Origin of the sequence: Burkholderia sp. Bp9142, from assembly GCF_003853415.1 — a bacterium.
GTDB lineage: Bacteria > Pseudomonadota > Gammaproteobacteria > Burkholderiales > Burkholderiaceae > Burkholderia.
Window position 1 is genome coordinate 172,533 of record NZ_QTPP01000009.1, and the last position, 24,867, is coordinate 197,399.

Genomic DNA, 24,867 nt, shown 5'->3' on the forward strand with positions numbered 1-24,867 from the left:
GTTCATGTCCGACCTGTTTCAAGTCGAGCCGCGCCGGCCGCTCGCCGAGGCGCTGCGGCCGAAGACGCTCGCCGAGGTGATCGGCCAGACGCACCTGCTGGGCGAAGGCAAGCCGCTGCGGCTCGCGTTCGAATCCGGCAAGCCGCATTCGATGATCCTGTGGGGGCCGCCCGGCGTCGGCAAGACGACGCTCGCGCGCCTCACCGCGCTCGCGTTCGACTGCGAGTTCATCGCGCTGTCCGCGGTGCTCGGCGGCGTGAAGGACATCCGCGAGTCGATGGAGCAGGCGAAGGACACGCTGAACCGCACCGGCCGCCACACGATCCTGTTCGTCGACGAAATCCACCGCTTCAACAAGGGGCAGCAGGATGCGCTGCTGCCGTTCGTCGAGTCGGGGCTCGTGACCTTCATCGGCGCGACGACCGAGAACCCGAGCTTCGAAGTCAATTCGGCGCTGCTGTCGCGGGCGCAGGTGTACGTGCTGCAGTCGCTGAACGACGACGAGATGCGTCAGCTGCTCAAGCGCGCGCAGGAAATCGCGCTCGACGGCCTCGCGTTCGACGACAAGGCGATCGATACGCTCATCGGTTACGCGGACGGCGACGCGCGGCGCTTCCTGAACCTGCTCGAGCAGGCGCAGACGGCCGCCTCGTCCGCCCGGGTCACGACCATCGATGCCGATTTCGTCAGCAGCGCGATGACGCTGAACGCGCGGCGCTTCGACAAGGGCGGCGACAATTTCTACGACCAGATCTCGGCGCTGCACAAGTCGGTGCGCGGTTCGAGCCCGGACGGCGCGCTGTACTGGTTCTGCCGGATGATCGACGGCGGCGCGGACCCGAAATATCTCGCGCGGCGGATCGTGCGGATGGCGTGGGAAGACATCGGTCTCGCCGATCCACGTGCGCTGCAGGTCGCGAACGACGCGGCCGAGACCTACGAGCGGCTCGGCTCGCCCGAAGGCGAGCTGGCGCTCGGGCAGGCGGTGATCTATCTCGCGTGCGCGGCGAAGAGCAACGCGGGCTACAACGCGTTCAACCAGGCAATGGCGTTCGTGAAGCAGGACAAGTCGCGCGAGGTGCCCGTGCATCTGCGCAATGCGCCGACCAAGCTGATGAAGGAACTCGGCTACGGTCATGCGTATCGCTACGCGCACGACGAGCCGAACGCCTATGCAGCCGGCGAGACCTACCTGCCGGAGGGGATGCGTGAGCCGCGCTGGTACAAGCCGGTGCCGCGCGGGCTCGAATCGAAGATCGCCGACAAGCTCGCGTGGCTGCGCGAACTCGACCGCGAGGCCGGCAAGAAGGACTGACCGGCCAAGCGCGGCCGGGTGGCCGGCGCCGTCTGGAGCGCGTCAGCGCCTGCGGCCCGGCTGCTTCTTCCAGTATTCGAACGGCTCCTCGTGGCATTCGATGTCGAGTTCGGCGACCCGTGCGTGCAGGCGCTCCTGCGCATCGGCGATCGCGAGGTTGTAGATCGCCGGCGCGATTTCCTCGACGAAGAAGTGCAGCAGCGCGCCGGCCTGGATGTTGCCGATCGGCTCGTCCATGTTTTCTGTGAAATAGCGTTGCAGCGACGCGATCGCGCGGTCGCGGACATCCTTGTCCAGTTCGATGGCCATCGGGTTCCCTCGGGTGATGGTGATGCGAAGGCGGGTGCGTTGCCCGCCGCGTTGCGCCCGGCCGGGGCGGCCGTTGCGCGCGGCGCGGCGGCATCGCACGGCGCGCCTCGCCGGGTGCCGACGCGCAGGCCGACAATGCGATACTGCCACGCCCGTCGCGCGTTTGCGGCACTGTCCATCCGGCCAGTGCCGTGGCGGCCCCGCGGTGCGTTAGAATTCCCGTCTTACACAACGATTTTCCAAGTCCTCCCATGCTCGACATCCAGTTGCTGCGCAAAGACCTCGACGGCGTCGCGAAGCGCCTCGCCGATCGCGGCTACACCCTCGACGTCGCCGCGTTTTCCGCACTCGAAGCGGAACGCCGCGCGATCCAGACCCGTACCGAAGAGCTTCAGGCGCGCCGCAACAGCCTGTCGAAGCAGATCGGCGCGATGAAGGGGAAGGGCGAGGACACGTCGGCCGTGATGGCCGAAGTCGGCGGGATCGGTGACGAGATGAAGGCGTCGGAAGCGACGCTCGGCGAGATCCAGGCGCGCCTGTCAGACCTGATGCTGGGCATGCCGAACATCGCGCACGAAAGCGTGCCGGTCGGCAACGACGAGGCCGACAACGTCGAGGTGCGCCGCTGGGGCACGCCGCGCCAGTTCGACTTCGAGGTGAAGGATCACGTCGATGTCGGCACGCCGCTCGGCCTCGATTTCGAAACCGGCGCGAAGCTCGCCGGCGCACGCTTCACGATGCTGCGCGGCGCGATCGCACGCCTGCATCGCGCGCTCGCGCAGTTCATGATCGACACGCACACGCTGCAGCACGGCTACAGCGAGACGTACACGCCGTACATCGTGAACCCCGAGATCCTGTACGGCACGGGCCAGCTGCCGAAGTTCGCGGACGACATGTTCCGTGTCGAGAAGGGCGGCGCCGAGAACACGATCACGCAATACCTGATCTCGACGTCCGAAATTTCGCTGACGAACACCGTGCGCGAGTCGATCGTCGAAGGCGCCGCGCTGCCGATCAAGCTGACCGCGCATTCGCCGTGCTTCCGCTCGGAAGCCGGCTCTTACGGCCGCGACACGCGCGGGATGATCCGCCAGCACCAGTTCGACAAGGTCGAGATGGTCCAGGTCGTCGCGCCCGACGCATCGTACGCGGCGCTCGACGAGATGGTCGGCCACGCTGAAGCGATCCTGCAGAAGCTCGGCCTGCCGTACCGCGTGATCACGCTGTGCACGGGCGACATGGGTTTCTCGGCCGCGAAGACGTTCGACCTCGAAGTGTGGCTGCCCGCGCAGAACACCTATCGCGAGATCTCGAGCTGCTCGAACACCGAGGCGTTCCAGGCGCGCCGGATGCAGGCGCGTTTCCGCAACGCGCAAGGCAAGCCGGAGCTCGTGCATACGCTGAACGGCTCCGGCCTCGCGGTCGGCCGCACGCTCGTCGCGGTGCTCGAGAATTATCAGAATGCCGACGGTTCGGTCACGGTGCCGGAGGCGCTGCGTCCGTACATGGGCGGCATGGAGCGAATCGAAGCGCCTGTACAGGCGTCGTGAGATTGCTCCGCGATCGGTTTTCGAAGGCCTCGCAAAAAATTTGAAAAAAGGGCTTGTGAGGTTCAAAGAGATCGTTCTATAATCTTTTCTTTCCCGGACACGACCAACCGGGAAATGAAGCAGGAAGGAGAGGTGGCAGAGTGGTCGAATGTACCTGACTCGAAATCAGGCGTACGGTTTCCCCGTACCGTGGGTTCGAATCCCACCCTCTCCGCCAAAATACGAAGCCCCGTGATCCGGAAGGATCACGGGGTTTTTCGTTTGGGTCGTGCTGTGGTGAACGTGGCAAGGCGGGGCTGCGTCGATGCCGATGCCCGATAGCACAGGCATGCGCTCCGTCCGGCATTTGCTTGCCGGCGCCCCGCTTCTGATCGTCGCCGGATCATCACTAACATCTCGCTCGCCCACGGGATTCACGCCGCCGCTTTCCCGCTTCAGCCTTCGTTTCGCGCGCCGTTTAACGGTGGGCGTCGACCTCACGCGTGACGTCGACGCGGCCGGCTGCGACGATCTCGCCGACCGGGAGCGCGCTGTCGTGCATCACGACGCGGCCGGATACCGCGCGAGCACGCGCGCGCGGATCGATGGCTTGATGTTCGACTGCGCCATGTTGTCGCCGTAGTGCGCGACGACCCGCGGATTCATCACGCGATACCAGAGCGGCGGCACATAGGCGAACAGGATCATCGTCGCATAGCCGGCCGGCAGTTGCGGCGAGTCGTCGAAGTGGCGCAGCGCCTGGTACGAGCGCGTCGGGTTCGCGTGATGGTCGGCGTGCCGCTGCAACTGGTACAGGAACAGGTTGGTGACGACGTGATTGCTGTTCCACGAATGCTGCGGCGTGCAGCGTTCGTAGCGGCCGCTCGGCAGCTTGCGGCGGCCGAGCCCGTAGTGCTCGACGTAGTTGACGACTTCGAGCAGCGACGCACCGTACACGGCCTGGATCACGAGGAACGGGATCACGACCTTGCCGGCCATGGCGATCGCGATGCCCCACACGACGGCGGTCATCGCCCACGCGTGCAGCACCTCGTTGCGCCAGGTCCACGGCGAATGCCCGAGCCGCTCGAGACGCGTCGTTTCGAGCCGCCACGCCGAGCGGATGCTGCCCGTCACCGTGCGCGGCAGGAAGGCCCAGAACGATTCGCCGTAGCGCGCGCTCGCCGGGTCCTCGGCCGTCGCGACGCGCACGTGATGGCCGCGGTTGTGCTCGACGAAGAAATGCCCGTACGCAACCGGCGCGAGCGTGACTTTCGCGAGCCAGCGCTCGAAGCGGTTGGTCTTGTGCCCGAGTTCGTGCGCGGTGTTGATCGAGATGCCCGTCGCGGCACCGAGCGACAGCGCGAAGCCAGCGTAGTCGTACCACGCGAGCGCATGCGTGCCGACGATCCACGCGCACATGAAGAACGCGATGTATTCGACCAGTGTCGCGAGATAGACGATGTAGCGGTAGTAGCGCACCCGTTCGAGGTGCGGGACGACGGCTTCGGGCGGATTGTCGCGATCGTCGCCGATCAGCGTGTCGAGGACCGGAATCACGCCGAACGCGAACAGCGGGCCGAACCACCAGAACACGTGAAAACCCGTCGACAGCGCGAGCTGGGCCGAGAGGATCGGCAGCGTGATCGTCACCGCGCCGAGCAGCCACAGATAACGTTTGCCATCCGACCAGCCAGGGGCTGATTCGTCGGTCATTGCCATTGTCTCCCTCCTATTGGGGCCGGCGCCTGCGCTTGCGGGCGCGGCGGCCCCGTGTACGCGTTCATCATCGTTCGAATCGTTGTCGGTCCGCGGCACGGCACGCGGCACCGGATCGGTGGTCCGGTTGTGCCAGTTATACGACCGTCGCGCACGCTTTCCAAACTCTGGTGCTAGGCGTGAAGCTCCAAACGGCGGGCCGTGCATGACGCGGGTCGGGAAGGGCCGGAAAGGGGGGGATTGAAACAGGCCGGCAGATGCACGATACGTTCATGCGACCGACGTTCTCGTCAGATGAATGCGTGACGCGACACGCGCGCAACGGGAGGACGGTCTGCAACAAATGTTGCAATGCAATAAGCATGGCGTGACGGCACGCGGCGGCACCGCTCTTTTGCGTGCTGATATGACGGCCGCGGCGACGTAACGCCGGCCCTTCGCCGCATGAATGCCGTGCATGACAAGGCGAGCGGGGCGATGCGTCCGACGTCGCGGTTCTGCGTGCCATGCGTCTTTGCGCTCGCCGCGCCGATGCTGCACCTGCACACCCGCACGTGCGCGGCACCTGCTGCCTTTCGATCCGCGCTGTCATTTGAAAATAACGATTTGACTCATGCCCCGCTTTCGGTTGAAGCTACTAGCTTGCTGTCCGAAGGGGGCTGTGCCTGCATGAGTTCGACCTTGACCGTTCGTCGTATCGCTGCCGACCAGGGCGGTGTGTATCGCGAACTCCGCGCCGCATCGCTGCGTGAGCCCTACGCGCCCGGCGAAGCGCCGGAGGCCGAATTGCTGAACGTCGATTCCGACGCGGCGGCGGCCATCGCCGCGCTGCGTGCCGTGTCCGACGAGTCGACGACTTTCCTGCTGTACACCGAAGGCCATCCGGCCGGCATGATCGGCGCGTATTTCGACAATACGCCCGAACGGCGCGCGTTCGTCAGCGAGCTGTGGGTCGCGCACGCGGTCCGCCACCTGCGCGGCGGCGTGCTGCTGCTCGAAACGGCCACCGCGTGGCTGGCCGAACGCGGTGCGCAGGACGTCTACGCATGGATCGCCGATGCGAACCGCAACGCGATCCGTTTCTACGAACGCGCGGGTTTCGGCAACACGGGCGAGCATGCGCCGATCGTGCGGATGCCCGGCGCGATGAAGTCGTTGTTCGTGTCGCACTTCAACACGCCGTGACGCATGCACGCGCGGGCCGCCCGGCGCGATGAAGGCCCCGCCGCCCGTCCGGCTGCCCGCCTGCCGGTTGCGCGCTCGCCGCGACCGTTGCCACCCGGTTCCCCAAAAATAATGGCCGCACGCGTGGACGCCTGTAAAATACGCAAAAATTTTTTGCAGAGTGTCCATGTCGCTTAAAAAATCGCCATTCTTCGAGCTGCGCAGCGGATCGGTCGATACGTTGCTGTTCACCGTGAAGACGACCGATCTCGATGCGTTGCGTACCGAACTGGTCAAGCGCTTCGAAGCGACTCCCGAGTTTTTCGCCGATGATGTCGTTGCGATCGACGTCCGCCGCCTCGCGGAAGGCGAGCGTGTCGCGCTCGCCGACATCCGCCAGATGCTGAACGACGTGCGGATGCGCCCGGTGGGCGTCGTCGCGCTGGCCGCGCAGGGCTGGGCGGGGGAAGCCGGCCTGCCGTTGCTCGAGGCGCGCGATCGCCGCGTGTCGGCCGCGAAGCCGGCCGACGAAGCGGAGCCGGCGGCTGCCGTTGCTGCAGCCGCTGCCGTAGCAGCCGAACCGGCGCCGGAGCCTGCCCCGACGCCGATTCCGGCGGGCGGCCAGACGCTGGTGATCGACCGGCCGCTGCGTTCGGGACAGCAGATTTACGCGAAAGGAGACCTCGTGGTGCTTGCGCCGGTCAGTCACGGCGCCGAGATCATCGCGGAAGGCAACATCCACATCTACGCGCCGTTGCGCGGCCGCGCACTCGCGGGCGTGCACGGCAATCACGACGCGCGCATTTTCTGCACGTGTCTCGAACCGGAACTGATTTCGATCGCGGGTATCTATCGAACGACCGAGAACCCGTTGCCCGCCGACATCCTGGGCAAATCGGTACAGATCCGGCTCGAAGAGGAAAAACTGATGATCGAACCGCTGCGCCTGACGTGATTCACGCGGCACGCTCCGGATCGATCGGCTCTCATTGACGAACACAGGGTATTGGGTAAATGGCAAAAATCATCGTGGTGACTTCGGGCAAGGGCGGCGTGGGCAAGACGACGACCAGCGCGAGCTTCGCGTCCGGCCTCGCGCTGCGCGGCCACAAGACGGCCGTGATCGACTTCGACGTCGGCCTGCGCAACCTCGATCTCATCATGGGCTGCGAGCGTCGCGTGGTGTATGACCTCGTCAACGTGATCCAGGGCGAAGCGAACCTGAACCAGGCGCTGATCAAGGACAAGAAGTGCGAGAACCTGTTCATCCTGCCGGCGTCGCAGACGCGCGACAAGGACGCGCTCACGCGTGACGGCGTCGAGAAGGTGCTGAACGACCTGGTCACGATGGACTTCGAATACATCGTCTGCGATTCGCCGGCCGGTATCGAGGCGGGCGCGCTGCACGCCATGTACTTCGCGGACGAAGCGCTGATCGTCACGAACCCGGAAGTGTCGTCGGTGCGCGACTCGGACCGCATCCTCGGCATCCTGTCGTCGAAGACGAAGCGCGCGTCCGAAGGCAAGGATCCGATCAAGGAACACCTGCTGATCACGCGTTACAGCCCGAAGCGCGTGAGCGAAGGCGAGATGCTGTCGCTCGAGGACATCAGCGAGATCCTGCGCATCAAGCTGATCGGCGTGGTGCCCGAATCGGAAGCCGTGCTGCACGCATCGAACCAGGGTCTGCCGGCCGTGCATATCGACGGCACCGACGTCGCGGAAGCGTACAAGGACGTCGTCGCCCGCTTCCTCGGCGAGGACAAGCCGCTGCGCTTCACCGATTACCAGAAGCCGGGCCTGCTGCAGCGCCTCTTCGGCAGCAAGTAACGGAGGCCGTCCATGTCCATCCTTTCGTTTCTCCTCGGCGAGAAGAAGAAGTCCGCATCGGTCGCGAAGGAGCGCCTGCAGCTCATCATCGCGCACGAGCGGGTCGGCGGCCGGCCGCCGGCCGATTACCTGCCGGCGCTGCAGAAGGAGCTGGTCGCGGTCATCTCGAAGTACGTCCATATTTCGAACGATGACATTCGCGTGAGCCTCGAGCGTCAGGACGATCTCGAAGTGCTCGAAGTAAAGATCGAGATCCCGCAAGCCTGACCTTTGCTGGTGTCCCTCCGCACGGCGGCGCATGCCGCCGTGCGCGTCTTACGCCCTGTTGCACTTTCGGGCTCGCCGTAACACGGTGTCTGTCGGCCGTTGGTCGACCTCCCGCATTGAACGAAGACGCTCGCGTCAATTGTCAATCAGGAGGTTGTGATGGCTGTCTCTATTGTTCAACGTCGTATCGTCTCGCTCGCGCTGTTCGCCGCGGGCCTGTCAGCCGTCGCCGCGCCGCTCGCCGCACGCGCAGACGAGATCCTCGTCGGCGCGCCGGTGCTGGTGCAGTCGGGCCGGATGGTCGTCGCCGAACCGGTGGCCGCGCCCGCCGAGGAAATCGTCGTCGTCGCGCCGAACGCGCCGCCGCCCGTGCGCTACGAGGTCGTGCCCGATGCACGCGTCGGCTATGCGTGGGAGCGCGGTCACTGGCGCTGGGATCATGGTCGCTACGTCTGGATCGGCGGCCACTGGGAAACCGAGCGTATCGGCATGCACTGGGTGCCGGGCCACTGGGATCAGCGCGGCCCGAACTGGTTCTGGACCCGCGGCCACTGGGCTTGACGGAGGCGTGCGATGAAACGAACCGCCATTGCCATCGCGCTCGTCGCGATCACGCTTGCCGGCTGTATCGTCGTGCCGGCGCGGCCTGTCTACTATCGGCCGGCGCCGGTGGTGATCTACTGAGCTACTGGGCGTCGCGCGGGCCGCCCTGCGCGTGCCGCTCGCCGTCGCCTTCCTCGCGCAGCGTGTCGAGCGGATCGGCGGGTGCGGCAGCCGCATCCTGCGGCTCGGTGACGCCAGTCGAAGCCGCCGGCGCCGCAGCGGCTGCAGCCGCAGTTTCCGCAGCGGCGGCGGGCGGCGCGAGATAGCGCTGCGCGAGCGTCTCGTAGAGCGGCGGCGCGAAGAAGCGCGCCATGCGGCTCGACACCAGCGCGGTCGCCATCAGCGAAATCACGAGCGCATGGCCGTTGATCATCTCCATCACGATCACGAACGACGTGATCGGCGACTGCGTGACCGCCGCGAGGTAGCCGACCATCGCGAGCGCGATCAGCATCGGCAGGCTCATGTCGCCGAACGCGATGTGCAGCAGGTTGCCGAACCCGGCGCCGATCGACAGCGACGGCGCGAAGATCCCGCCCGGGATGCCCGGCAGGTACGACGCGACCATCGACACCATCTTCAGGAACGGATAGAACACCGACAGCTGTTCATGGCCGTCGAGCAGGCCGCGCGCCTCGGCATAGCCGCTGCCGAACGTCGTGCCGCCCGACACGAGGCCGACGACGGCGATCACGAAGCCGCACAGCGCGGCGAACGCGATCGGGCGCTCGCGATACAGGCCGAGCAGGCGCGCGGGCAGCCAGCGCCCGGTATTGAGCAGCAGCCAGCTGAAGAGGCCGCCCGCGATGCCGGTCACGATCGCGGTGACGAGCACGGCGACGGCGAGCATTTTCGGAAAATGCTGGCCGGCGTCGATCGTGCCGAAGTACGTGTAGTTGCCGTTCAGGCCGAGTGCGACCACGCCCGCGAGAATGATCGCGGTGATCAGCACGCCGCTGGCACGGGCGGAGAAGCTGCGGGTCAGTTCCTCGATCGCGAACACGATCCCGGCGAGCGGCGTATTGAACGCGGCCGACAGGCCGGCCGCCGCGCCGGCGAGCACGAGCTGCCGTTCGATCTGCGCGTTCGAGCGCGGGTAGAAGCGCCGCAGGTTGAACATCAGCGCCGCGCCGACCTGCACGGTCGGCCCTTCGCGGCCGATCGTGAAGCCGCCGAGGATGCCCATGAACGAGATCAGCACCTTGCCGAACAGGATGCGCAGCGTCAGCAGCCGAGCGCCGAATGCGCCCGGGCTCGCATGCAGCGTCGCGATGACCTGCGGGATCCCGCTGCCCTCGGCGCCCCGGAAGAAGCGGCGCGTGACCCACGCCGATGCCGCTGCGATCGACGGCGTGAGCAGCAGCGGCAGCCACGCGGCGTGGTCGCGCATCGTGCGGAAGGTGTCGTAGCCCCAGTCGATCAGCCGCGCATACAGGACGGCCGCGAGGCCCACGGCAATCGCGCCGAGCCAGAACACGCCGTACTGGCGCCAGATCCGCAGCGAGCGGCGGGTGAGGGCGGGAAACAGGGCTGGAAGCGCGAGGCGTTGCATCGGCAGCGGGCCGGGAGGGCAAAGAACGCATTATAAAAAGAACCGGATGCGCCGGGGGCTCGACAAACTTTCACAAAAGCGATGCACTTTGTTGCAAATGTAATGATGGTGTAATGTGCGCGCACGACAACCGTCGTTAGCATGACGCATGGCCTGCCATTCCCCACAGGAAACGTGAAACGCATCCTTATCGTGAAAGTGACGTCGCTCGGCGACGTCGTCCAGACGCTGCCGGTCGTCGCGGACCTCCATCGTGCATTTCCGGGCGTGACGGTCGATTGGGCCGTGGACGAGTCGTGCGCCGAGGTGGTGCGCTGGCACCCGGGTGTGAGCGCGGTGCTCTGCGCGCCACTGCGGCGGTTCAAGAAGCTCCGGAACGGCGGCGACCTGAAGGCGATTTCCGCGTCGATCGGCGCGCTGCGCGCGCACCGCTACGACGCCGTCATCGACCTGCACGGCGTCTACAAGAGCGCGATCATCTCGGCACTCGCGCGCGCCGCGCGCCGCGTCGGCTACCAGACGCAGGATCTCGGCGAGACGGGCGCCCGTTTCGCATACTCGCATCGCTTCGGCCCCAGGCCGGACTGCGACGCGTGGCATGGCATGCGCGTGAGCGCCGGCGAGGCGCTGGGCTATGTCCCCGAAGGCATCGCCGCGTACGGGATCGTCGCGCCGCAGGATGTGACACTGCCGGCCGCCGTGACCGACGGTGCGCCGTTCATGCTGCTGTTTCACGCGACCTCCAATCCTGACAAGCAATGGCCGGCCGACCACTGGGCCGCGCTGGCCACGCAGATGATGGCGCGCGGCGTGCGCGTGCTGCTGCCTTGGGGATCGGCGGCCGAACATGACGATGCGCAGGACATTGCCGCGCGCGCGCCGGGCGCGATCGTGCTGCCGGCGATGTCGGTGCGGGAACTGGGCGCGGCGATCGGCCGGGCCGCGCTCGTGGTGGGCGTCGATACAGGATTCGTGCACATGGCGCATGCCCTGAAGCGCCCGACCGTGATGATTTTCGTCGCGACGTCGCGCCACCATTGCGGCATCGGCGGCGCGCCGAATGCGCTGTCGATCGGCGAGCCGGGCGTGCCGCCGTCGGTTGAACAGGCCCTCGACGCGATCGATGCGGTCGGCCCGGTCTATGGCGCGTTGCGTGATCGGCTGACGGCCTAGGGTCTGCGCAAGCCGCTATTCACGTGAACCGGCCCCGGGGAAGCGGGGCCGGGCGTTCAGGCGAGCAGCGCTTCGACCGTGATCACCGCGGCGATGGCTGCCAGGTTGGCGAGCAGCGCCTCGAACAGCAAACCGCGCCAGGTTTTCGGCCGAAAGCGTGCCGCGAGCAGCAGAGCACCGCCCGGCGCGAGCGCCAGGATCAGGACGAGGTCGGCGTTGTCGAGAAGGATGGTCATCGCGGCGGCTCCTTCAGGGACGGATCCCGGGGGGCGCGCGGCGGCGCACCCGGGATCGAGCATAGGCAGCGCCCCTCGTCGCACAACCCGGGTCGTCCCGCAGGCTCAGACGAGCGAGGCGTCGCGGGTTTCGCGCATCAGCAGCACGCCGCTCAGGCTGATCGCCGCCGCCACCGACACGTATCCGCCGACCCACGACAGGCCGCCGTGCGCGGCGAGCAACTGAGCGATGTACGGCGCGATCGACGCACCGAGGATCCCGCCGAGGTTGTACGCGACGCCCGCGCCCGTATAGCGGACGTTGGTCGGGAACAGCTCGGGCAGCAACGCACCCATCGGCGCGAACGTCACGCCCATCAGGAACAGCTCGAGCGTCAGGAACAAGGCGACGAGCGGCATCGAACCGCTGCCGAGCAGCGGTTCCATCGCGAAGCCGGACAGCAGTGCGGCGATCGCGCCCACGACCAGCACCGGCTTGCGGCCGAAGCGATCCGAGGCCCACGCCGAAAGCGGCGTCGCGAGCCCCATGAACACCACCGCGAAGCACAGCAGGCCGAGGAAACCCTGGCGTGGAATATGCAGCGTCGACACGCCGTACGACAGCGAGAACACCGTCGAGATATAGAACAGCGTGTAGCAGACCACCATCGCGAGCGCGCCGAGCAGCGTCGGCCGCCAGTGTTGCGAGACGAGCGTCGCGACCGGCACGCGCACGCGCTCGTTGCGGTCGAGCGCGGCCTGGAACGCCGGCGTCTCGGTGATCTTCAGCCGCACGTACAGGCCGAGTGCGACGAGCACCGCGCTCACGAGGAACGGGATGCGCCAGCCCCAGCTGCGGAACTGTTCGTCGGACAGCGACAGCGCGAGCGCGAAGAACAGCCCGTTCGACATCAGAAAGCCGACCGACGGCCCAAGTTGCGGGAACATCCCGAACCAGCCGCGCTTGCCTTGCGGCGCGTGCTCGGTCGCGAGCAGCGCCGCGCCGCCCCATTCGCCGCCGAGGCCGATCCCCTGGCCGAAGCGCAGCACGCACAGCAGCACCGGCGCGAGCGCGCCGATCGTGTCGTAGCCGGGCACGAAACCGATCGCGGTGGTGGACACGCCCATGACCAGCAGCGATGCGACGAGCGTCGATTTGCGGCCGATGCGGTCGCCGAAATGGCCGAACAGGAACGAACCGATCGGCCGTGCGATGAAGGCGATGCCGAACGTGACGAATGCAGACAGCGCCTGTGCGGTCGCGGAGCCGTGCGGGAAGAACACGGGACCGATGACGAGTGCCGCGGCGGTCGCGTACACGTAGAAGTCGTAGAACTCGATCGCGGTGCCGATGAAGCTTGCGAACACGATGCGCCGGTGGCTGACGGCGCCGGCCGAACCGGTTGCGTGTGCAACGGCCGGGGGAGATGCGGACATGGATGTCTCCGTTTTTTCATTGGGGCGGTCGGCTGAGCGTGTGCTCGGGCAGGCGGACGCCTGCCGGGAGCAGCCGAGCGGACGATGCAGCAGCGGGGTGGACGCGCGCCGTGGCGCGGACGTCATCCGCCGGTCGACGATGGAGACGGATAGGTCGCCGCCGCCCGGTGCCGGCGTAGTCGCATGCCGGGTGCGGCGCGCGAACGCATGCGCGGGAGGGTGGCCGCGCGATTGCGGAAAATTATAGCCAGCGCCGCGACGTAGCGGCAATTGCACGCGGCGCGAGGTCAGTCGAGCGATTGCGCCTGCGCCGACGCGGTGCTTTGCAACTGGAAGTGGCCGTCATCGTTGAACAGCCAGCCTTCCATCATCTCGACCCGACCATTGCCGTCGAGCAGCTTCGATGGCGGTGGCGGCAGCGGTGCCGAGCGGCGCAGCGACGCGAGCGCGAGCGCTTCCGCTTCGCTGTCGCCGTTGCTGCGATAGACGGATGCGTTGACGAGGCGGCCGGTGCGATCGACGGTGAACGCGACAACGACGAGCGAACGCAGCATCGCCTGCGGCGTCCCGTGCGATACGCCGGACGGATTGTGCTCGGCGACGCATTGCGCGACTTCCACGCGGTACTGGTCGCGATTTGCGCTGCGGATGACCGACGGAATCGTCAGGACCGAGCGCAGCGACGGGGGCGGTGTGATCGTGCAGGCAGCAAGCAGCAAGGCGGCGACCAGCGCGGCGATACGCAGCCGGTCGACGCCCGGGCGGGGAAGAGGGGGCATGGGAGGTGAACCGGAGGGTGACTATAAAAAAATGATAGGCGCCCGGGCGCGATGCGTTATCGGGAGAAACGCATAACGCGCGATTGCGGATGATGACCAGGGCAGGCACGACGTATGCGCATGCGATTCATGCGCCGACGCGCAGCGTAGCCCAGGGCGGCGCGCGATGCGAATTGAAATGCGGCATGAGCGATTCGCGTGCGGCGGCGGCCGCGCGGCCGGCCCGCTCAGTAGCCGTGTGTCACGAGCGACAGAACCGACAGATCGGGATGCGTGCCGTCGATGATGCTCTTGCCGATGTGCACGGCTTCATGAACCGCTTCGTCGATGCTCGCGAAGCTTTCCTCGCCGTCCGCGTGGAATGGCACGGCATGATCGGGCAGCGCGGGATTCGCGCCCGGATGGCATACGTAGCCGGTATAGGTGTAGCGCGCGTCGGTACCGGGGACGAGGCCCGGCACCACATGGATCTCGAAGCCTTCGTAATCGACGTGATCCGTCGCTGTCGACAGTTCGGTCATGGCGGTCTCCGTGTGCCGCACGCATGGATGGCGCGGGCGGCATCGAGTCGCGGCGGCGGTCGTGTCGCCGTGCTGATCGAATTCTAGGCGATGGCGGCCCGGGCCGGGAGGCTTCCCCGTATCGCCCGCGGCAACGTCGAGCGTGCCTTGTCGCGCGTTACCGCGTGCAGCGCGCGTCCTTGCGCTGCACGACGAGGATCACGGGATACTTCTGGCCGTGCTCGAGTTCCACCGGCGCGACGACCGTCAGCGTCGCCGGGTCGGAATCGTCGTACACGCTGACCTGCTCGTTGCGGATATACGTCACGCCGGTGCAGTTCGACGCGCGCCCGTCATCCGACACCTTGCACTGGATCTCGTTTTCCTTCAGGTAGTTGTACGGCGTCGGGCTCGCGAGATATTCGCGCAGGCTGCGCGGCGAGCCGCCGACGCCCTTCACGTACGCGATCGCGCACGACGGCGTTGGCGCGTCGGTGCCGGACGCGGAATCGGCGGCCGCAGCGTGCGTGCTGACGGCGGCCAGCAGGGCGACGAGCGACGAGGCGATGAAGGGCTTCATGACGTGGGTTTCCCGTTTCGCGAATCGGAGCGCCGGATTGTAACGGCATCCGGCGGGACGCGTCGGCCTGCGGGGCGGGCACCGCGCGCTGCGTGCGGCGGGCAAACAAAAACCCCGTCATTCGATGAATGGACGGGGTTTGGCGAACTTCCTGGCGGAAGCGGTGAGATTCGAACTCACGGACAGTTTCCCGTCGCCGGTTTTCAAGACCGGTGCCTTAAACCGCTCGGCCACGCTTCCACACGAGGCGGCATTGTAACCGAAATGCCGCCTCGTTCCGCTTCAATCGTCGCGCAGGAACAATTCCTGCAGGTCGTTGAGGAAACGCTGGCCGAGCGGCGTCGGCGCGATCTGCGCAAAATCGCGCGTGATCAGCCCGCGCCGCTCCGCTTCCTTGAGTGCCGGCTCGATCGTGCCGATCGGCAGGCCGGTGCGTTCGACGAAGCTGTGCACGGGGAAGCCCTCGACGAGCCGCAGCGTGTTCAGCATGAACTCGAACGGCAGGTCGCGCGCGCCGACTTCACGCTCTTCCTGTATCGGCGTGCCGGCCATCGCCTGTTCGATGAAGGTCGCCGGATGCTTGTAGCGCGCCTGCCGCAGGATCCGGTTCGGGAACGACAGCTTCGTGTGCGCGCCCGCGCCGATCCCGAGATAGTCGCCGAAGCGCCAGTAGTTCAGGTTGTGCTTGCACTGATGATTCGGCTTCGCGTACGCGGACACTTCGTAGCGTCCGTAACCGGCCTCGGCCGTGCGTTCGTGAATCCATTCCTGCATGTCGGCCGACGCATCGTCGTCGGGTACCGCGGGCGGAAACTTCGCGAACATCGTGTTCGGTTCGAGCGTCAGGTGATACAGCGACAGATGCGGCGGTGCGAACGACAGCGCGGTCTCGATGTCGGTCCGGCATTCGTCGAGCGTCTGGTTCGGCAGCGCGAACATCAGGTCGAGGTTGAAGTTGTCGAACGTCTTCGCGGCGATTTCGACGGCCGCGCGCGCCTGTGCGGTGTCGTGAATGCGCCCGAGTGCTTTCAGATGGCCTTCGTTGAAGCTCTGGATGCCGACCGACAGGCGGTTCACGCCGCTCGCGCGGAACTGCGCGAACTTCGCGGCCTCGAACGTGCCCGGGTTTGCCTCGAGCGTGATCTCGGCATCGGCATCGAGCGGCAGCAGCGCGCGCACGTCGGACAGCAGCCGGTCGAGGCCGGCCGCGGACAGCAGGCTCGGCGTGCCGCCGCCGATGAACACCGTATGCACCTGCCGGCCCCAGACGAGCGGCAGCGCCTGCTCGAGATCGGCACGCAGCGCGTCGAGATATTCCGTTTCCGGAAACCGCTCGCCCTTCCATTCGTGCGAGTTGAAATCGCAGTACGGGCACTTGCGCACGCACCACGGAAAATGCACGTACAGCGCGAGCGGCGGCAGCGACGTGAGCCGCACCTGCCCGGGCGACGTGAACGTCGCGACGACGCGCGCGCCGGTTTCCGCTGCCTGGCTCATGCGTCCTCCGGCTGCGAATGCGTGACGAAGACGATCATGCGGGTTCCTCTGCAAGCCGCGCGAGCAGCGCTTTCAGCGCGAGCGCGCGATGGCTGTGCGTGTTCTTCACGGCCGGCTCGAGTTCGGCCGCCGTCGCGCCGAGCGACGGCAGGTGGAAATACGGGTCGTAGCCGAATCCGTGCTCGCCGCGCGGCGTGTCGACGATCTCGCCGATCCAGCGACCTTCGGCGAACAGCGGCTCGGGATCGTCCGCGTGGCGCACCAGCGCGAGCACGCAGCAATAGTATGCGCGCCGGTCCTCGACGCCGCGCAACTGCTCGACGAGGTACGCATTGTTCGCCGCGTCGCCCCTGGCGCCGCCCGCGCGCTGCGCGTAGCGCGCCGAATAGACGCCCGGCGCGCCGCGCAGCGCGCGCACGCACAGGCCCGAATCGTCGGCGATCGCCGGCAGGGCGGTGAGCCGCGACGCATGCCGCGCTTTCGTCAGCGCATTCTCGATGAACGTGCCGAACGGCTCTTCCGCCTCGGGCACGGCCAGGTCACCCTGCGGCACGATCTCGATGCCGAGCGTCGAGAACAGCGCGGTGAATTCGCGCAGCTTGCCGGCGTTGTTCGACGCGAGCACGATGCGCGACAGCGGCGCGAGGGTGCGATCAGACATGGCCGGCGCCCAGCACGTCCTTCTGCAGTTGCACGAGCTGGCCGATCCCGTTTTGCGCGAGGTCGAGCAGCGCGTTCATCTCGGCGCGCGAGAACGGCACGCCTTCGGCGGTGCCCTGGACTTCGACGAAGCCGCCGGCGCCCGTCATCACGACGTTCATGTCGGTGTCGCAGCGCGAATCTTCCGCGTAGTCGAGGTCGAGCACGGGCGCGCCTTCGTACACGCCGACCGAGATCGCGGCGACGTGGTCGGTGATCGGCGAACGCGCGAGCTTGCCGGCCGCGATCAGCTTCGATACGGCGTCGTGCGCGGCGACGAAGGCGCCGGTGATGCTCGCCGTGCGCGTGCCGCCGTCGGCCTGGATCACGTCGCAGTCGATGTGGATCGTGCGCGCGCCGAGCGCCTCGAGATCGAACACCGCGCGCAGCGCGCGGCCGATCAGGCGCTGAATTTCCTGCGTGCGGCCCGTCTGCTTGCCGCGTGCGGCTTCACGGTCGCTGCGCGTGTGCGTCGCACGCGGCAGCATCCCGTATTCGGCCGTCAGCCAGCCCTGGCCGCGATCGCGCAGGAATTCGGGCACGCGTTCTGCGACGCTCGCGGTGCAGATCACCTTGGTATCGCCGAATTCGACGAGCACCGAGCCTTCGGCGTGTTTCGTGTAGTGGCGCGTGAGGGCGACCTTGCGCAGTTCGTCGGCGCGACGGCCGCTCGGGCGGGACAGGGAAGACGTCATGGGGGAATCGTGGACGGAAGAGGAAACCTCGATTTTAGCGCCGAACGGCAGCCTTGCCCGGCGGGGTGGGGCGCAAAAATGGGATAATGCGCGCTTCCCGCCCCGCGCCTTGCAATGCGCCGGGCGCCTCGACATATTCCGCCCCGAGAAGGGCACCCAGACGGCGAGACGAACCATGATCTACAGCATGACGGGCTATGCGAGCGCGACGCGCGAACTCGCGACGGCCACCGGCAACGGCGGCACCAGCGTGTCGGTCGAACTGCGCACCGTGAACTCGCGCTTCCTCGACCTGAATTTCCGCATGCCGGACGACGTGCGCGCGTGCGAACCCGCGCTGCGCGAAATGCTGATGAACAAGCTGTCGCGCGGCAAGGTCGACGTGCGCATCAACCTGCAGCGCGGCGAGCAGAGCATCGGCGCGGGCGCGCTGAACCAGTCCGCGCTCGGCCAGCTCGCCGAGCTCGAGCGCTCGGTGCTGGATTCGTTCCCGGGTGTCGGCCGCCTGCGCGCGGGCGAGATCCTGCGCTGGCCGGGCGTGCTGGCCGAGAGCGGCGTGTCGGCGGAAGCGATTCGTGACGCGGTGCTCGCGTGCGGCAAGGAAGCGATCGGCGAGCTCGTCGTCGTGCGTTCGCGCGAAGGCGCACAGCTGGCGACCATGCTGCTGTCGAACGTCACCGAAATGGAAGCGATCGTCGCGCGCATCACGCCGCTCGTGCCGGAGCTGATCGCGAAGCATCAGCAGAAGATCGTCGAGCGGCTGCAGGAAGCGCTCGGCATCGCGGCGCCCGAAGGCAGCGCGGCGATCGTCACGCGCGAGGAAGCCGCGGAACGCATTCGTCAGGAAGTGACGATGTACGGGATCCGGATCGACATCGCGGAAGAGCTGTCGCGACTCACCGCGCACCTGAACGAAACGCGTCACGTGATCGAGAAGGGCGGCCGCGTCGGCAAGCGTCTCGACTTCATGATGCAGGAACTGAATCGCGAGGCGAACACGCTCGGCTCGAAGGCGGCGGCGAAGGAACTGGCCGACGCATCGATGGCGCTCAAGCTGTTGATCGAGCAGATGCGCGAGCAAGTGCAAAACCTGGAGTAAAGCAACATGACCGAATCCCATCGCGACGGCCACGCGTCGCATTCGCTGCACGGTGGCGTCTATCCCGGCAACCTGTTCATGGTCGTCGCGCCGTCGGGCGCCGGCAAATCGACGCTCGTGAATGCGCTTCTGTCGAAGGACAGCGACATCTGCCTGTCGATCTCGTATACGACGCGCAAGCCGCGCCCGGGCGAACAGGACGGCCAGCACTACCACTTCACGACCGTCGAGGATTTCCGCGGGCGTCACGCGGCGCACGAATTCCTCGAGAGCGCGGAAGTGCACGGCAACTACTACGGCACGTCGCGCGTCTGGATCGAGGAGCAGATGAAGAACGGCCACGACGTGCTGCTCGAAATCGACTGGCAGGGCGCGTTGCAGGTGAAGAAGCAGTTCCGCAACGCGGTCGGCATCTTCATCCTGCCGCCGTCGCTCGACGCGCTCGAGGAGCGCCTGAAGAAGCGCGGGCAGGACGAGCCGAACGTGATCACGCGGCGCCTGCTGGCCGCCGGCAGCGAGATCGCGCACGCGTCGGAAGCGGAATACGTGGTGATCAACGAGAATTTCGAGCGTGCGCTCGCGGAGCTCGAATGCATCGTCGCGGCGACGCGCCTGCGCTTTGCTTCGCAGTACGCGCGACATGCGGAGCTGTTCATCGAGCTCGGTATCCATCTGCCCCACGCGGAATGACGCGGGGGTAGAGGGACATAAGGTAGAATAAGCACTATATTCAGAAGGAATTACCAACATGGCTCGCATTACCGTCGAAGACTGCCTGAAGCAAATCCCCAACCGCTTCGAACTGGCGCTCGCCGCCACCTACCGCGCGCGGCAGCTCGCGCAAGGCCATACGCCGAAGATCGAGAGCCGCGACAAGCCGACCGTCGTCGCGCTGCGCGAGATCGCTGCCGGGCAGGTCGGCGTCGAGATGCTGAAGAAGGTGCCGGTTTAACGCGCATCCGGCCCGTTCCAGCCATGTAGTCCACGCGCGCAACGACTCGACCTGGAGGCGAATATGAGCACCACCCCATCGTCCGCCTCCGCGGATTCGACCACCGAAGCCACGGCCCAGTCGCCTGCGCGCCAGTACATCGACGCGGTCCTCGAACAGTCCTTCCGGCACCTGTTCGGGCCGACCGCCACTCCGGAGCAGCCGCGCAAGCACGGCGTCGTTTCGATCGCGAAACTGACCGCCGCGCTTGCCGAGTATCTCGCTCCGGATGAAATCAAAGAGGTCAAGGCGGCGTTCCACTTCAGCGACGAAGCCCACCTCGGTCAATATCGCCAGAGCGGCGAACCCTACATCACCCATCCCGTCGCCGTCGCGGAAATCTGCGCCGGCTGGAAGCTCGACGCGCAAGCCGTGATGGCGGCGCTCCTGCACGACGTGATGGAAGACCAGGGCGTGACCAAGAGCGAGCTGGCCGAGCGCTTCGGCCCGAAGGTCGCCGAACTGGTCGACGGCCTGTCGAAGCTCGACAAGATGGAGTTCCGCAGCCGCGAGGAAGCGCAGGCGGAAAACTTCCGCAAGATGCTGCTCGCGATGGCGCGCGACGTGCGCGTCATCCTCGTCAAGCTCGCCGACCGTCTGCACAACATGCGCACGCTTGGCGCGGTGCCGATGGAAAAGCGCCGCCGCGTCGCGCGCGAGACGCTCGACATCTATGCGCCGATCGCGCACCGCCTCGGGTTGAACAACACGTATCGCGAGCTGCAGGACATGAGCTTCGCGAATTTCAACCCGCATCGCTACGCGACGCTCGAGAAGGCCGTGAAGGCCGCGCGCGGCAACCGCCGCGAAGTGATCAGCAAGATCCTCGAGGCCGCGCAGCGCGCGATGGCCGACGCGAAGATCGACGCCGAGATCACCGGCCGCGAAAAGACGATCTACAGCATCTACCGCAAGATGCGCGACAAGCAGCTGTCGTTCTCGCAGGTGCTCGACGTGTACGGCTTTCGCGTCGTCGTCGAGAGCCCGCTCGACTGCTACACGTGCATCGGCGCGCTGCACGCGCTGTACAAGCCCGTGCCCGGCAAGTTCAAGGACTACATCGCGATCCCGAAGATCAACGGCTATCAGTCGCTGCACACGACGCTCGTCGGCCCGTTCGGCGCGCCGATCGAGTTCCAGGTGCGCACGCGCAAGATGCACGAGATCGCCGAGGCCGGCGTGGCCGCGCACTGGCTGTACAAGAACGGCGGCGCGGATCTGAACGACGTGCAGAAGCGCGCGCACCAGTGGCTGAAGTCGCTGCTCGACATCCAGAGCGAAGCCGGCGATTCGAGCGAATTCCTCGAGCACGTGAAGATCGACCTGTTCCCGGATGCGGTCTACGTGTTCACGCCGAAGTCGAAGATCATGGCGCTGCCGCGCGGCGCGACGGCACTCGATTTCGCGTATTCGATCCACAGCGACCTCGGCAACCAGTGCGTGGCCGTGAAGATCAACAACGAGCTGCTGCCGCTGCGTACCGAGCTGAAGAGCGGCGACATCGTCGAGGTGATCACCGCGCCGTATTCGAAGCCGAACCCCGCGTGGCTCGGTTTCGTGCGCACCGGCAAGGCGCGCTCGGCGATTCGTCACTACCTGAAGACGATGCGCCTGAACGAGTCGGTGCAGCTCGGCGAGCGGCTCGTCGACCAGAGCCTGAAGGGTTACGGGCTCGCGCTGGCCGACGTGACGCCGGAAGTGTGGGAAAAGCTCGTGCAGTGGACGGGCAACAAGAGTCGCCAGGAAATCTTCGCGGACATCGGCCTCGGCCGCCGCGTCGCCGCGGTGATGGCCAAGCGCATCGAGGTGCTGATGAGCGGCCGCGATGCGGACGACGATCTGCCGAAGTCCGAGCGACATCCCGCGCACAATGCGCCGCCGGTCGTGATTACCGGCACCGAAGGGATGTCCGTGCAGCTGTCCGCGTGCTGCCGGCCGATTCCGGGCGATGCGATCATGGGCTATATCGGCATCGGCCTCGGGATGGCGATTCATACGACCGATTGTCGTGTCGCGCAGCGCATCCATCGCCGCGATCCGGGCCGCTGGATCGACGTCGAATGGGCGCCGCAGCCGGGACGTCTCTTCGACGTCGCGGTGAAGGCACTCGTGAAGAACACGAAGGGCATCTTCGCGCGCGTCGCGGCGGACATCACGTCGGCCGACGCGAACATCGTCCACATCGCGATGGACGAGGACCTGACGCACGAATCGACGGTGTTGCGCTTCGTGATCCAGGTCAGCGATCGCGTGCATCTTGCGAACGTGATGCGGCGCGTGCGGACCAATCCGGACGTGATGCGGATCATGCGCGAGCGCTCGACCGACGACAGTGTGCATGCGCGTCACGATGGCGGCATGCGCATCGAGCGCGAGCGGCAGGATTACTGACCTGCGCGTTGCCTGGGCGGGATACGACGGCGGCCGCGGGCCGCCGTTTTCGATTGTGACGCGGGCCCGGCGGCGTTGCGCGGTGACAGCGCGGCTCGAGTCGAGCGAGCAGTGATCGTCGGGAAGGGGGGGGCGGAAAAGAAAAAAGGGCCTTCCCGGAGGAAGGCCCTTCTGAGGTGGCGCGGCTGGCAGGATTCGAACCCACGACCCCTTGGTTCGTAGCCAAGTACTCTATCCAACTGAGCTACAGCCGCACGCAAAGCGGTACTACTTCAACTGTCGGAACCTTCTGCGATGGGAAGGCCCCCAAAAAGGTGGCGCGGCTGGCAGGATTCGAACCCACGACCCCTTGGTTCGTAGCCAAGTACTCTATCCAACTGAGCTACAGCCGCACGCAAAGCGGTACTACTTCAACTGTCGGAACCTTCTGCGATGGGAAGGCCCCGAAAAAGGTGGCGCGGCTGGCAGGATTCGAACCCACGACCCCTTGGTTCGTAGCCAAGTACTCTATCCAACTGAGCTACAGCCGCACGCAGAAGCGGAAGTATAGCAGAGTCGCATAAAAAGGGAAGCCTTATTCGCAAAATATGTCGCACGATCTTGCGCGGCCGCCTTCGTGTACCCTTGGAGCATCAGTCATCCAGGTATTGAATCCGCATCATGAACAAGGCGTTTGTCAAAGAGTCGGACGGCGACGACGACGATCTCGACCCCGGTCAACCGGCGATTCCGGCGGGCACGAAGAACTACATCACGCCGGCCGGCCACAAGCGGCTCAGGGACGAACTCCTGAACCTGATCGACGTCGAGCGTCCCGAGGTCGTGCGCCTCGTGTCGTGGGCCGCGTCGAATGGCGACCGGTCGGAGAACGGCGACTACATCTACGGCAAGCGGCGGCTGCGCGAGATCGATCGCCGGATCCGCTTCCTGACGAAACGGCTCGATCTCGCCGAAGTCGTCGACGCGAGCCGGCAGGAGAACGTCGACCAGGTGTTCTTCGGCGCGACCGTCGATTACGCGACGCCGGACGGCGAGGATCACACCGTCACGATCGTCGGGATCGACGAGGTCGATCTCGATCGCGGTTGCGTCAGCTGGATCTCGCCGGTCGCGCGGGCGCTCATCAAGGCGAAGATCGGCGATACCGTCACGCTGATGACACCCGCCGGTCCGCAGCCGATCGACGTGCTCGACGTTCACTATCCGGCATCGGGCAGCGCATGAGCATGGCGCGACGCATCCGCGCAACGGCGCGCTGAGGCGAACAGGCGTCCCGGGCGGGGCGCTTCGTCACGACGGTCCGGGCGAGTGCCCGGGGCCGATCGTCTCGCTCAGAAGCGGTGGCGCATGCCGGCCGTGACGGCGATCTGCTTGTTCGTCGACGACGCGGTGCCCAGCCCGTTGATGTTCGCGCCGATCGCCAGGCCGTCCGCATTGACCCGCTGGTATTCGCCCTGCAGGTACAGGTCGGTGCGCTTCGACAGCGCATAGTCGGCCTGCAGGTTGAACTGGTGCCAGCTCGGCGTCTGGCCGTCGAGACGGCTGTCGGTATACGTGTACGAGCCAGCGAGCGAGAACGCCGGTGTCAGCGCGTAGCGGCCGTTCACTTCGTAATTGTTGAAGCGCGTGCCGCCGACGAGCGGGATGCCGCCCGACACACCGGACTGCCCGGCGCTGACCCTGGCCGAATCGGTCAGGCGCGTCTGCGTGAACACGAAGCCGGCCGTCGCGGGCCCGAACGTGTAGTTGAGGCCCGCGCCCCAGGTGCGCTGCCGGCTGGCCGCGAACGTCCAGTCGCCGGCCACCGCGCCGGGATCGCTGGCCGCGAGTGCGAGCGAGTTGATGTTGTTGTTGAGCTGCATGTAAGCGGCCGCGACGTTGAAGCCCAGGTAGCTGTACGACGCGCCCACGCTGTACGCGCGGTTGTTCGAGAAATTGCTGGAATTCGAGAAGCCGTACAGCGCGCCGAACTTCAGGCCGCCGTAGTTCGCGCTCTGGTACTTGACCGAGTTGTTGATCCGGAACGAGTTGTTCAGGTTGTCGTTGTCGAACGGGTGCGCGAACTGCGTGCCGCCGTACTGGGTGCCGGTCAGCGACAGCGGACCGAGGAAATCGACGACGCTGTCGTACTGGCGGCCGAGCGTGACCGAGCCGTAGCGGTCGTGCGCGATCCCGACAAACGCCTGGCGGCCGAATTCGCGGCCGTTCTGCTTCAGCGAACCGTTGTTGATGCCGAAGCCGTTCTCCAGCGTGAAGATCGCCTTCAGTCCGCCGCCGAGATCCTCGGTGCCGCGCAGGCCCCAGCGGCTGCCGTTGATCGAGCCGCTCGTTTCCTGCCACGCGCTGTGGCCGCCCTGGTTGTTCGTATAGGTGATGCCGGCATCGATCAGGCCGTACAGCGTGACGCTGCTTTGCGCATGGGCGGCGGTGGCCGCCACGCTCGCCAATGCGGCGACGATCAGGGACTTTTTCATGATCTGTCTCCAAACAGGATGATGTCGATCGAACCTGCTGCGGGCA

At 66.4% G+C, this 24,867-nt stretch carries 25 protein-coding genes and 5 tRNA genes; 14 read left to right on the forward strand and 16 right to left on the reverse strand.

Going from position 1 to position 24,867, the window contains the following annotated elements; all coding sequences use genetic code 11:
• Positions 1–4: 4 nt before the first annotated feature.
• Positions 5–1,315, forward strand: a complete 1,311-nt coding sequence (locus DIE22_RS13050; RefSeq protein WP_124496819.1) for a replication-associated recombination protein A — start codon at positions 5–7, stop codon at positions 1,313–1,315.
• Between the two features lie 42 nt (positions 1,316–1,357).
• Here the strand turns inward: DIE22_RS13050 and DIE22_RS13055 are convergent, their stop codons facing one another.
• A complete protein-coding gene (locus tag DIE22_RS13055) occupies positions 1,358–1,624 on the reverse strand; it encodes a DUF2164 domain-containing protein (protein WP_124496818.1) in 267 nt (88 codons plus the stop codon).
• A 251-nt stretch (positions 1,625–1,875) separates the two neighbouring features.
• On the opposite strand from DIE22_RS13055, the gene serS reads away from it, so the two are divergent.
• Both serS and DIE22_RS13065 read left to right on the forward strand, forming a co-directional pair.
• Positions 1,876–3,177 carry a serine--tRNA ligase gene (gene serS / locus DIE22_RS13060; protein WP_124496817.1) on the forward strand — a complete coding sequence of 434 codons (1,302 nt, stop codon included), beginning with the start codon at positions 1,876–1,878 and terminating at the stop codon, positions 3,175–3,177.
• Between the two features lie 126 nt (positions 3,178–3,303).
• A tRNA-Ser gene (locus DIE22_RS13065) sits at positions 3,304–3,394 on the forward strand.
• Between the two features lie 323 nt (positions 3,395–3,717).
• Here DIE22_RS13065 and DIE22_RS13070 read toward each other — a convergent pair.
• Positions 3,718–4,878, reverse strand: coding sequence for an alkane 1-monooxygenase (locus DIE22_RS13070; RefSeq protein WP_124496816.1), 1,161 nt, complete (start codon positions 4,876–4,878; stop codon positions 3,718–3,720).
• Positions 4,879–5,406: 528 nt separating this feature from the next.
• Here DIE22_RS13070 and DIE22_RS13075 point away from each other — a divergent pair.
• The 5 genes from DIE22_RS13075 (at position 5,407) to DIE22_RS13095 (ending at position 8,697) form a co-directional block, all read left to right on the forward strand.
• Positions 5,407–6,060, forward strand: coding sequence for a GNAT family N-acetyltransferase (locus DIE22_RS13075; protein ID WP_260426661.1), 654 nt, complete (start codon positions 5,407–5,409; stop codon positions 6,058–6,060).
• Between the two features lie 166 nt (positions 6,061–6,226).
• Complete coding sequence (gene minC / locus DIE22_RS13080) at positions 6,227–6,994, forward strand: septum site-determining protein MinC (protein WP_124605250.1); 768 nt, start codon at positions 6,227–6,229, stop codon at positions 6,992–6,994.
• A 59-nt stretch (positions 6,995–7,053) separates the two neighbouring features.
• Positions 7,054–7,869: a septum site-determining protein MinD gene (gene minD, locus DIE22_RS13085; protein ID WP_124496814.1), complete on the forward strand. Its 816-nt coding sequence runs from the start codon at positions 7,054–7,056 to the stop codon at positions 7,867–7,869.
• A 12-nt stretch (positions 7,870–7,881) separates the two neighbouring features.
• Positions 7,882–8,136 carry a cell division topological specificity factor MinE gene (gene minE, locus DIE22_RS13090; protein ID WP_006486661.1) on the forward strand — a complete coding sequence of 85 codons (255 nt, stop codon included), beginning with the start codon at positions 7,882–7,884 and terminating at the stop codon, positions 8,134–8,136.
• A gap of 159 nt (positions 8,137–8,295) precedes the next feature.
• Positions 8,296–8,697 carry a YXWGXW repeat-containing protein gene (locus tag DIE22_RS13095; protein WP_124605251.1) on the forward strand — a complete coding sequence of 134 codons (402 nt, stop codon included), beginning with the start codon at positions 8,296–8,298 and terminating at the stop codon, positions 8,695–8,697.
• A gap of 124 nt (positions 8,698–8,821) precedes the next feature.
• Here DIE22_RS13095 and DIE22_RS13100 read toward each other — a convergent pair whose 3' ends face one another.
• Positions 8,822–10,291 (reverse strand): chloride channel protein, encoded by a 1,470-nt coding sequence (locus DIE22_RS13100; protein ID WP_124496812.1) that lies wholly within the window; start codon positions 10,289–10,291, stop codon positions 8,822–8,824.
• 174 nt (positions 10,292–10,465) lie between these two features.
• Here DIE22_RS13100 and waaC point away from each other — a divergent pair, with 174 nt between their 5' ends.
• The gene (gene waaC, locus DIE22_RS13105) at positions 10,466–11,464 is read left to right on the forward strand and encodes a lipopolysaccharide heptosyltransferase I (RefSeq protein ID WP_124496811.1); all 999 of its coding nucleotides are present in this window, start codon (positions 10,466–10,468) and stop codon (positions 11,462–11,464) included.
• A gap of 56 nt (positions 11,465–11,520) precedes the next feature.
• Here waaC and DIE22_RS13110 read toward each other — a convergent pair whose 3' ends face one another.
• The 9 genes from DIE22_RS13110 to rph all read right to left on the reverse strand — a co-directional run bounded on the left by DIE22_RS13110 (position 11,521) and on the right by rph (position 17,866).
• The gene (locus tag DIE22_RS13110; RefSeq protein ID WP_124496810.1) at positions 11,521–11,700 is read right to left on the reverse strand and encodes a hypothetical protein; all 180 of its coding nucleotides are present in this window, start codon (positions 11,698–11,700) and stop codon (positions 11,521–11,523) included.
• A 105-nt stretch (positions 11,701–11,805) separates the two neighbouring features.
• Positions 11,806–13,116, reverse strand: coding sequence for an MFS transporter (locus DIE22_RS13115; RefSeq protein WP_124496809.1), 1,311 nt, complete (start codon positions 13,114–13,116; stop codon positions 11,806–11,808).
• A 287-nt stretch (positions 13,117–13,403) separates the two neighbouring features.
• Positions 13,404–13,895, reverse strand: coding sequence for an energy transducer TonB (locus DIE22_RS13125; RefSeq protein ID WP_124496808.1), 492 nt, complete (start codon positions 13,893–13,895; stop codon positions 13,404–13,406).
• Positions 13,896–14,122: 227 nt separating this feature from the next.
• Complete coding sequence (locus DIE22_RS13130) at positions 14,123–14,416, reverse strand: hypothetical protein (RefSeq protein WP_124496807.1); 294 nt, start codon at positions 14,414–14,416, stop codon at positions 14,123–14,125.
• Positions 14,417–14,573: 157 nt separating this feature from the next.
• Positions 14,574–14,975 (reverse strand): hypothetical protein, encoded by a 402-nt coding sequence (locus DIE22_RS13135; RefSeq protein WP_124496806.1) that lies wholly within the window; start codon positions 14,973–14,975, stop codon positions 14,574–14,576.
• 152 nt (positions 14,976–15,127) lie between these two features.
• Positions 15,128–15,215: transfer RNA gene (locus DIE22_RS13140), tRNA-Ser, on the reverse strand.
• A gap of 42 nt (positions 15,216–15,257) precedes the next feature.
• On the reverse strand, positions 15,258–16,472 hold the full coding sequence (gene hemW / locus DIE22_RS13145) for a radical SAM family heme chaperone HemW (protein ID WP_124496805.1): 1,215 nt from the start codon (positions 16,470–16,472) through the stop codon (positions 15,258–15,260).
• Between the two features lie 34 nt (positions 16,473–16,506).
• Positions 16,507–17,133 (reverse strand): RdgB/HAM1 family non-canonical purine NTP pyrophosphatase, encoded by a 627-nt coding sequence (gene rdgB / locus DIE22_RS13150; protein WP_124496804.1) that lies wholly within the window; start codon positions 17,131–17,133, stop codon positions 16,507–16,509.
• Entirely contained in the window at positions 17,126–17,866 is a 741-nt protein-coding gene (rph, locus tag DIE22_RS13155; protein WP_124496803.1) for a ribonuclease PH, read from the reverse strand. The genes rdgB and rph overlap by 8 nt, the downstream gene beginning before the upstream one ends.
• A gap of 175 nt (positions 17,867–18,041) precedes the next feature.
• Here rph and DIE22_RS13160 point away from each other — a divergent pair, with 175 nt between their 5' ends.
• The 4 genes from DIE22_RS13160 to DIE22_RS13175 all read left to right on the forward strand — a co-directional run bounded on the left by DIE22_RS13160 (position 18,042) and on the right by DIE22_RS13175 (position 22,347).
• Complete coding sequence (locus tag DIE22_RS13160; RefSeq protein WP_124496802.1) at positions 18,042–18,965, forward strand: YicC/YloC family endoribonuclease; 924 nt, start codon at positions 18,042–18,044, stop codon at positions 18,963–18,965.
• 6 nt (positions 18,966–18,971) lie between these two features.
• Positions 18,972–19,655 carry a guanylate kinase gene (gmk, locus tag DIE22_RS13165; RefSeq protein WP_124496801.1) on the forward strand — a complete coding sequence of 228 codons (684 nt, stop codon included), beginning with the start codon at positions 18,972–18,974 and terminating at the stop codon, positions 19,653–19,655.
• A gap of 58 nt (positions 19,656–19,713) precedes the next feature.
• Complete coding sequence (gene rpoZ, locus DIE22_RS13170; RefSeq protein WP_006025620.1) at positions 19,714–19,917, forward strand: DNA-directed RNA polymerase subunit omega; 204 nt, start codon at positions 19,714–19,716, stop codon at positions 19,915–19,917.
• A 63-nt stretch (positions 19,918–19,980) separates the two neighbouring features.
• Positions 19,981–22,347, forward strand: a complete 2,367-nt coding sequence (locus DIE22_RS13175; RefSeq protein WP_124496800.1) for a RelA/SpoT family protein — start codon at positions 19,981–19,983, stop codon at positions 22,345–22,347.
• Positions 22,348–22,524: 177 nt separating this feature from the next.
• Here the strand turns inward: DIE22_RS13175 and DIE22_RS13180 are convergent.
• The 3 genes from DIE22_RS13180 to DIE22_RS13190 all read right to left on the reverse strand — a co-directional run bounded on the left by DIE22_RS13180 (position 22,525) and on the right by DIE22_RS13190 (position 22,877).
• Positions 22,525–22,601: transfer RNA gene (locus DIE22_RS13180), tRNA-Arg, on the reverse strand.
• A gap of 61 nt (positions 22,602–22,662) precedes the next feature.
• Positions 22,663–22,739, reverse strand: a tRNA-Arg gene (locus DIE22_RS13185).
• Positions 22,740–22,800: 61 nt separating this feature from the next.
• A tRNA-Arg gene (locus DIE22_RS13190) sits at positions 22,801–22,877 on the reverse strand.
• Positions 22,878–23,007: 130 nt separating this feature from the next.
• Between DIE22_RS13190 and greB the strand changes: the two genes are divergently transcribed.
• Entirely contained in the window at positions 23,008–23,571 is a 564-nt protein-coding gene (greB, locus tag DIE22_RS13195) for a transcription elongation factor GreB (RefSeq protein WP_124605252.1), read from the forward strand.
• Positions 23,572–23,678: 107 nt separating this feature from the next.
• On the opposite strand, the gene DIE22_RS13200 is transcribed toward greB, so the two are convergent.
• Positions 23,679–24,821, reverse strand: a complete 1,143-nt coding sequence (locus DIE22_RS13200; protein ID WP_124496798.1) for a porin — start codon at positions 24,819–24,821, stop codon at positions 23,679–23,681.
• Positions 24,822–24,867: the final 46 nt, after the last annotated feature.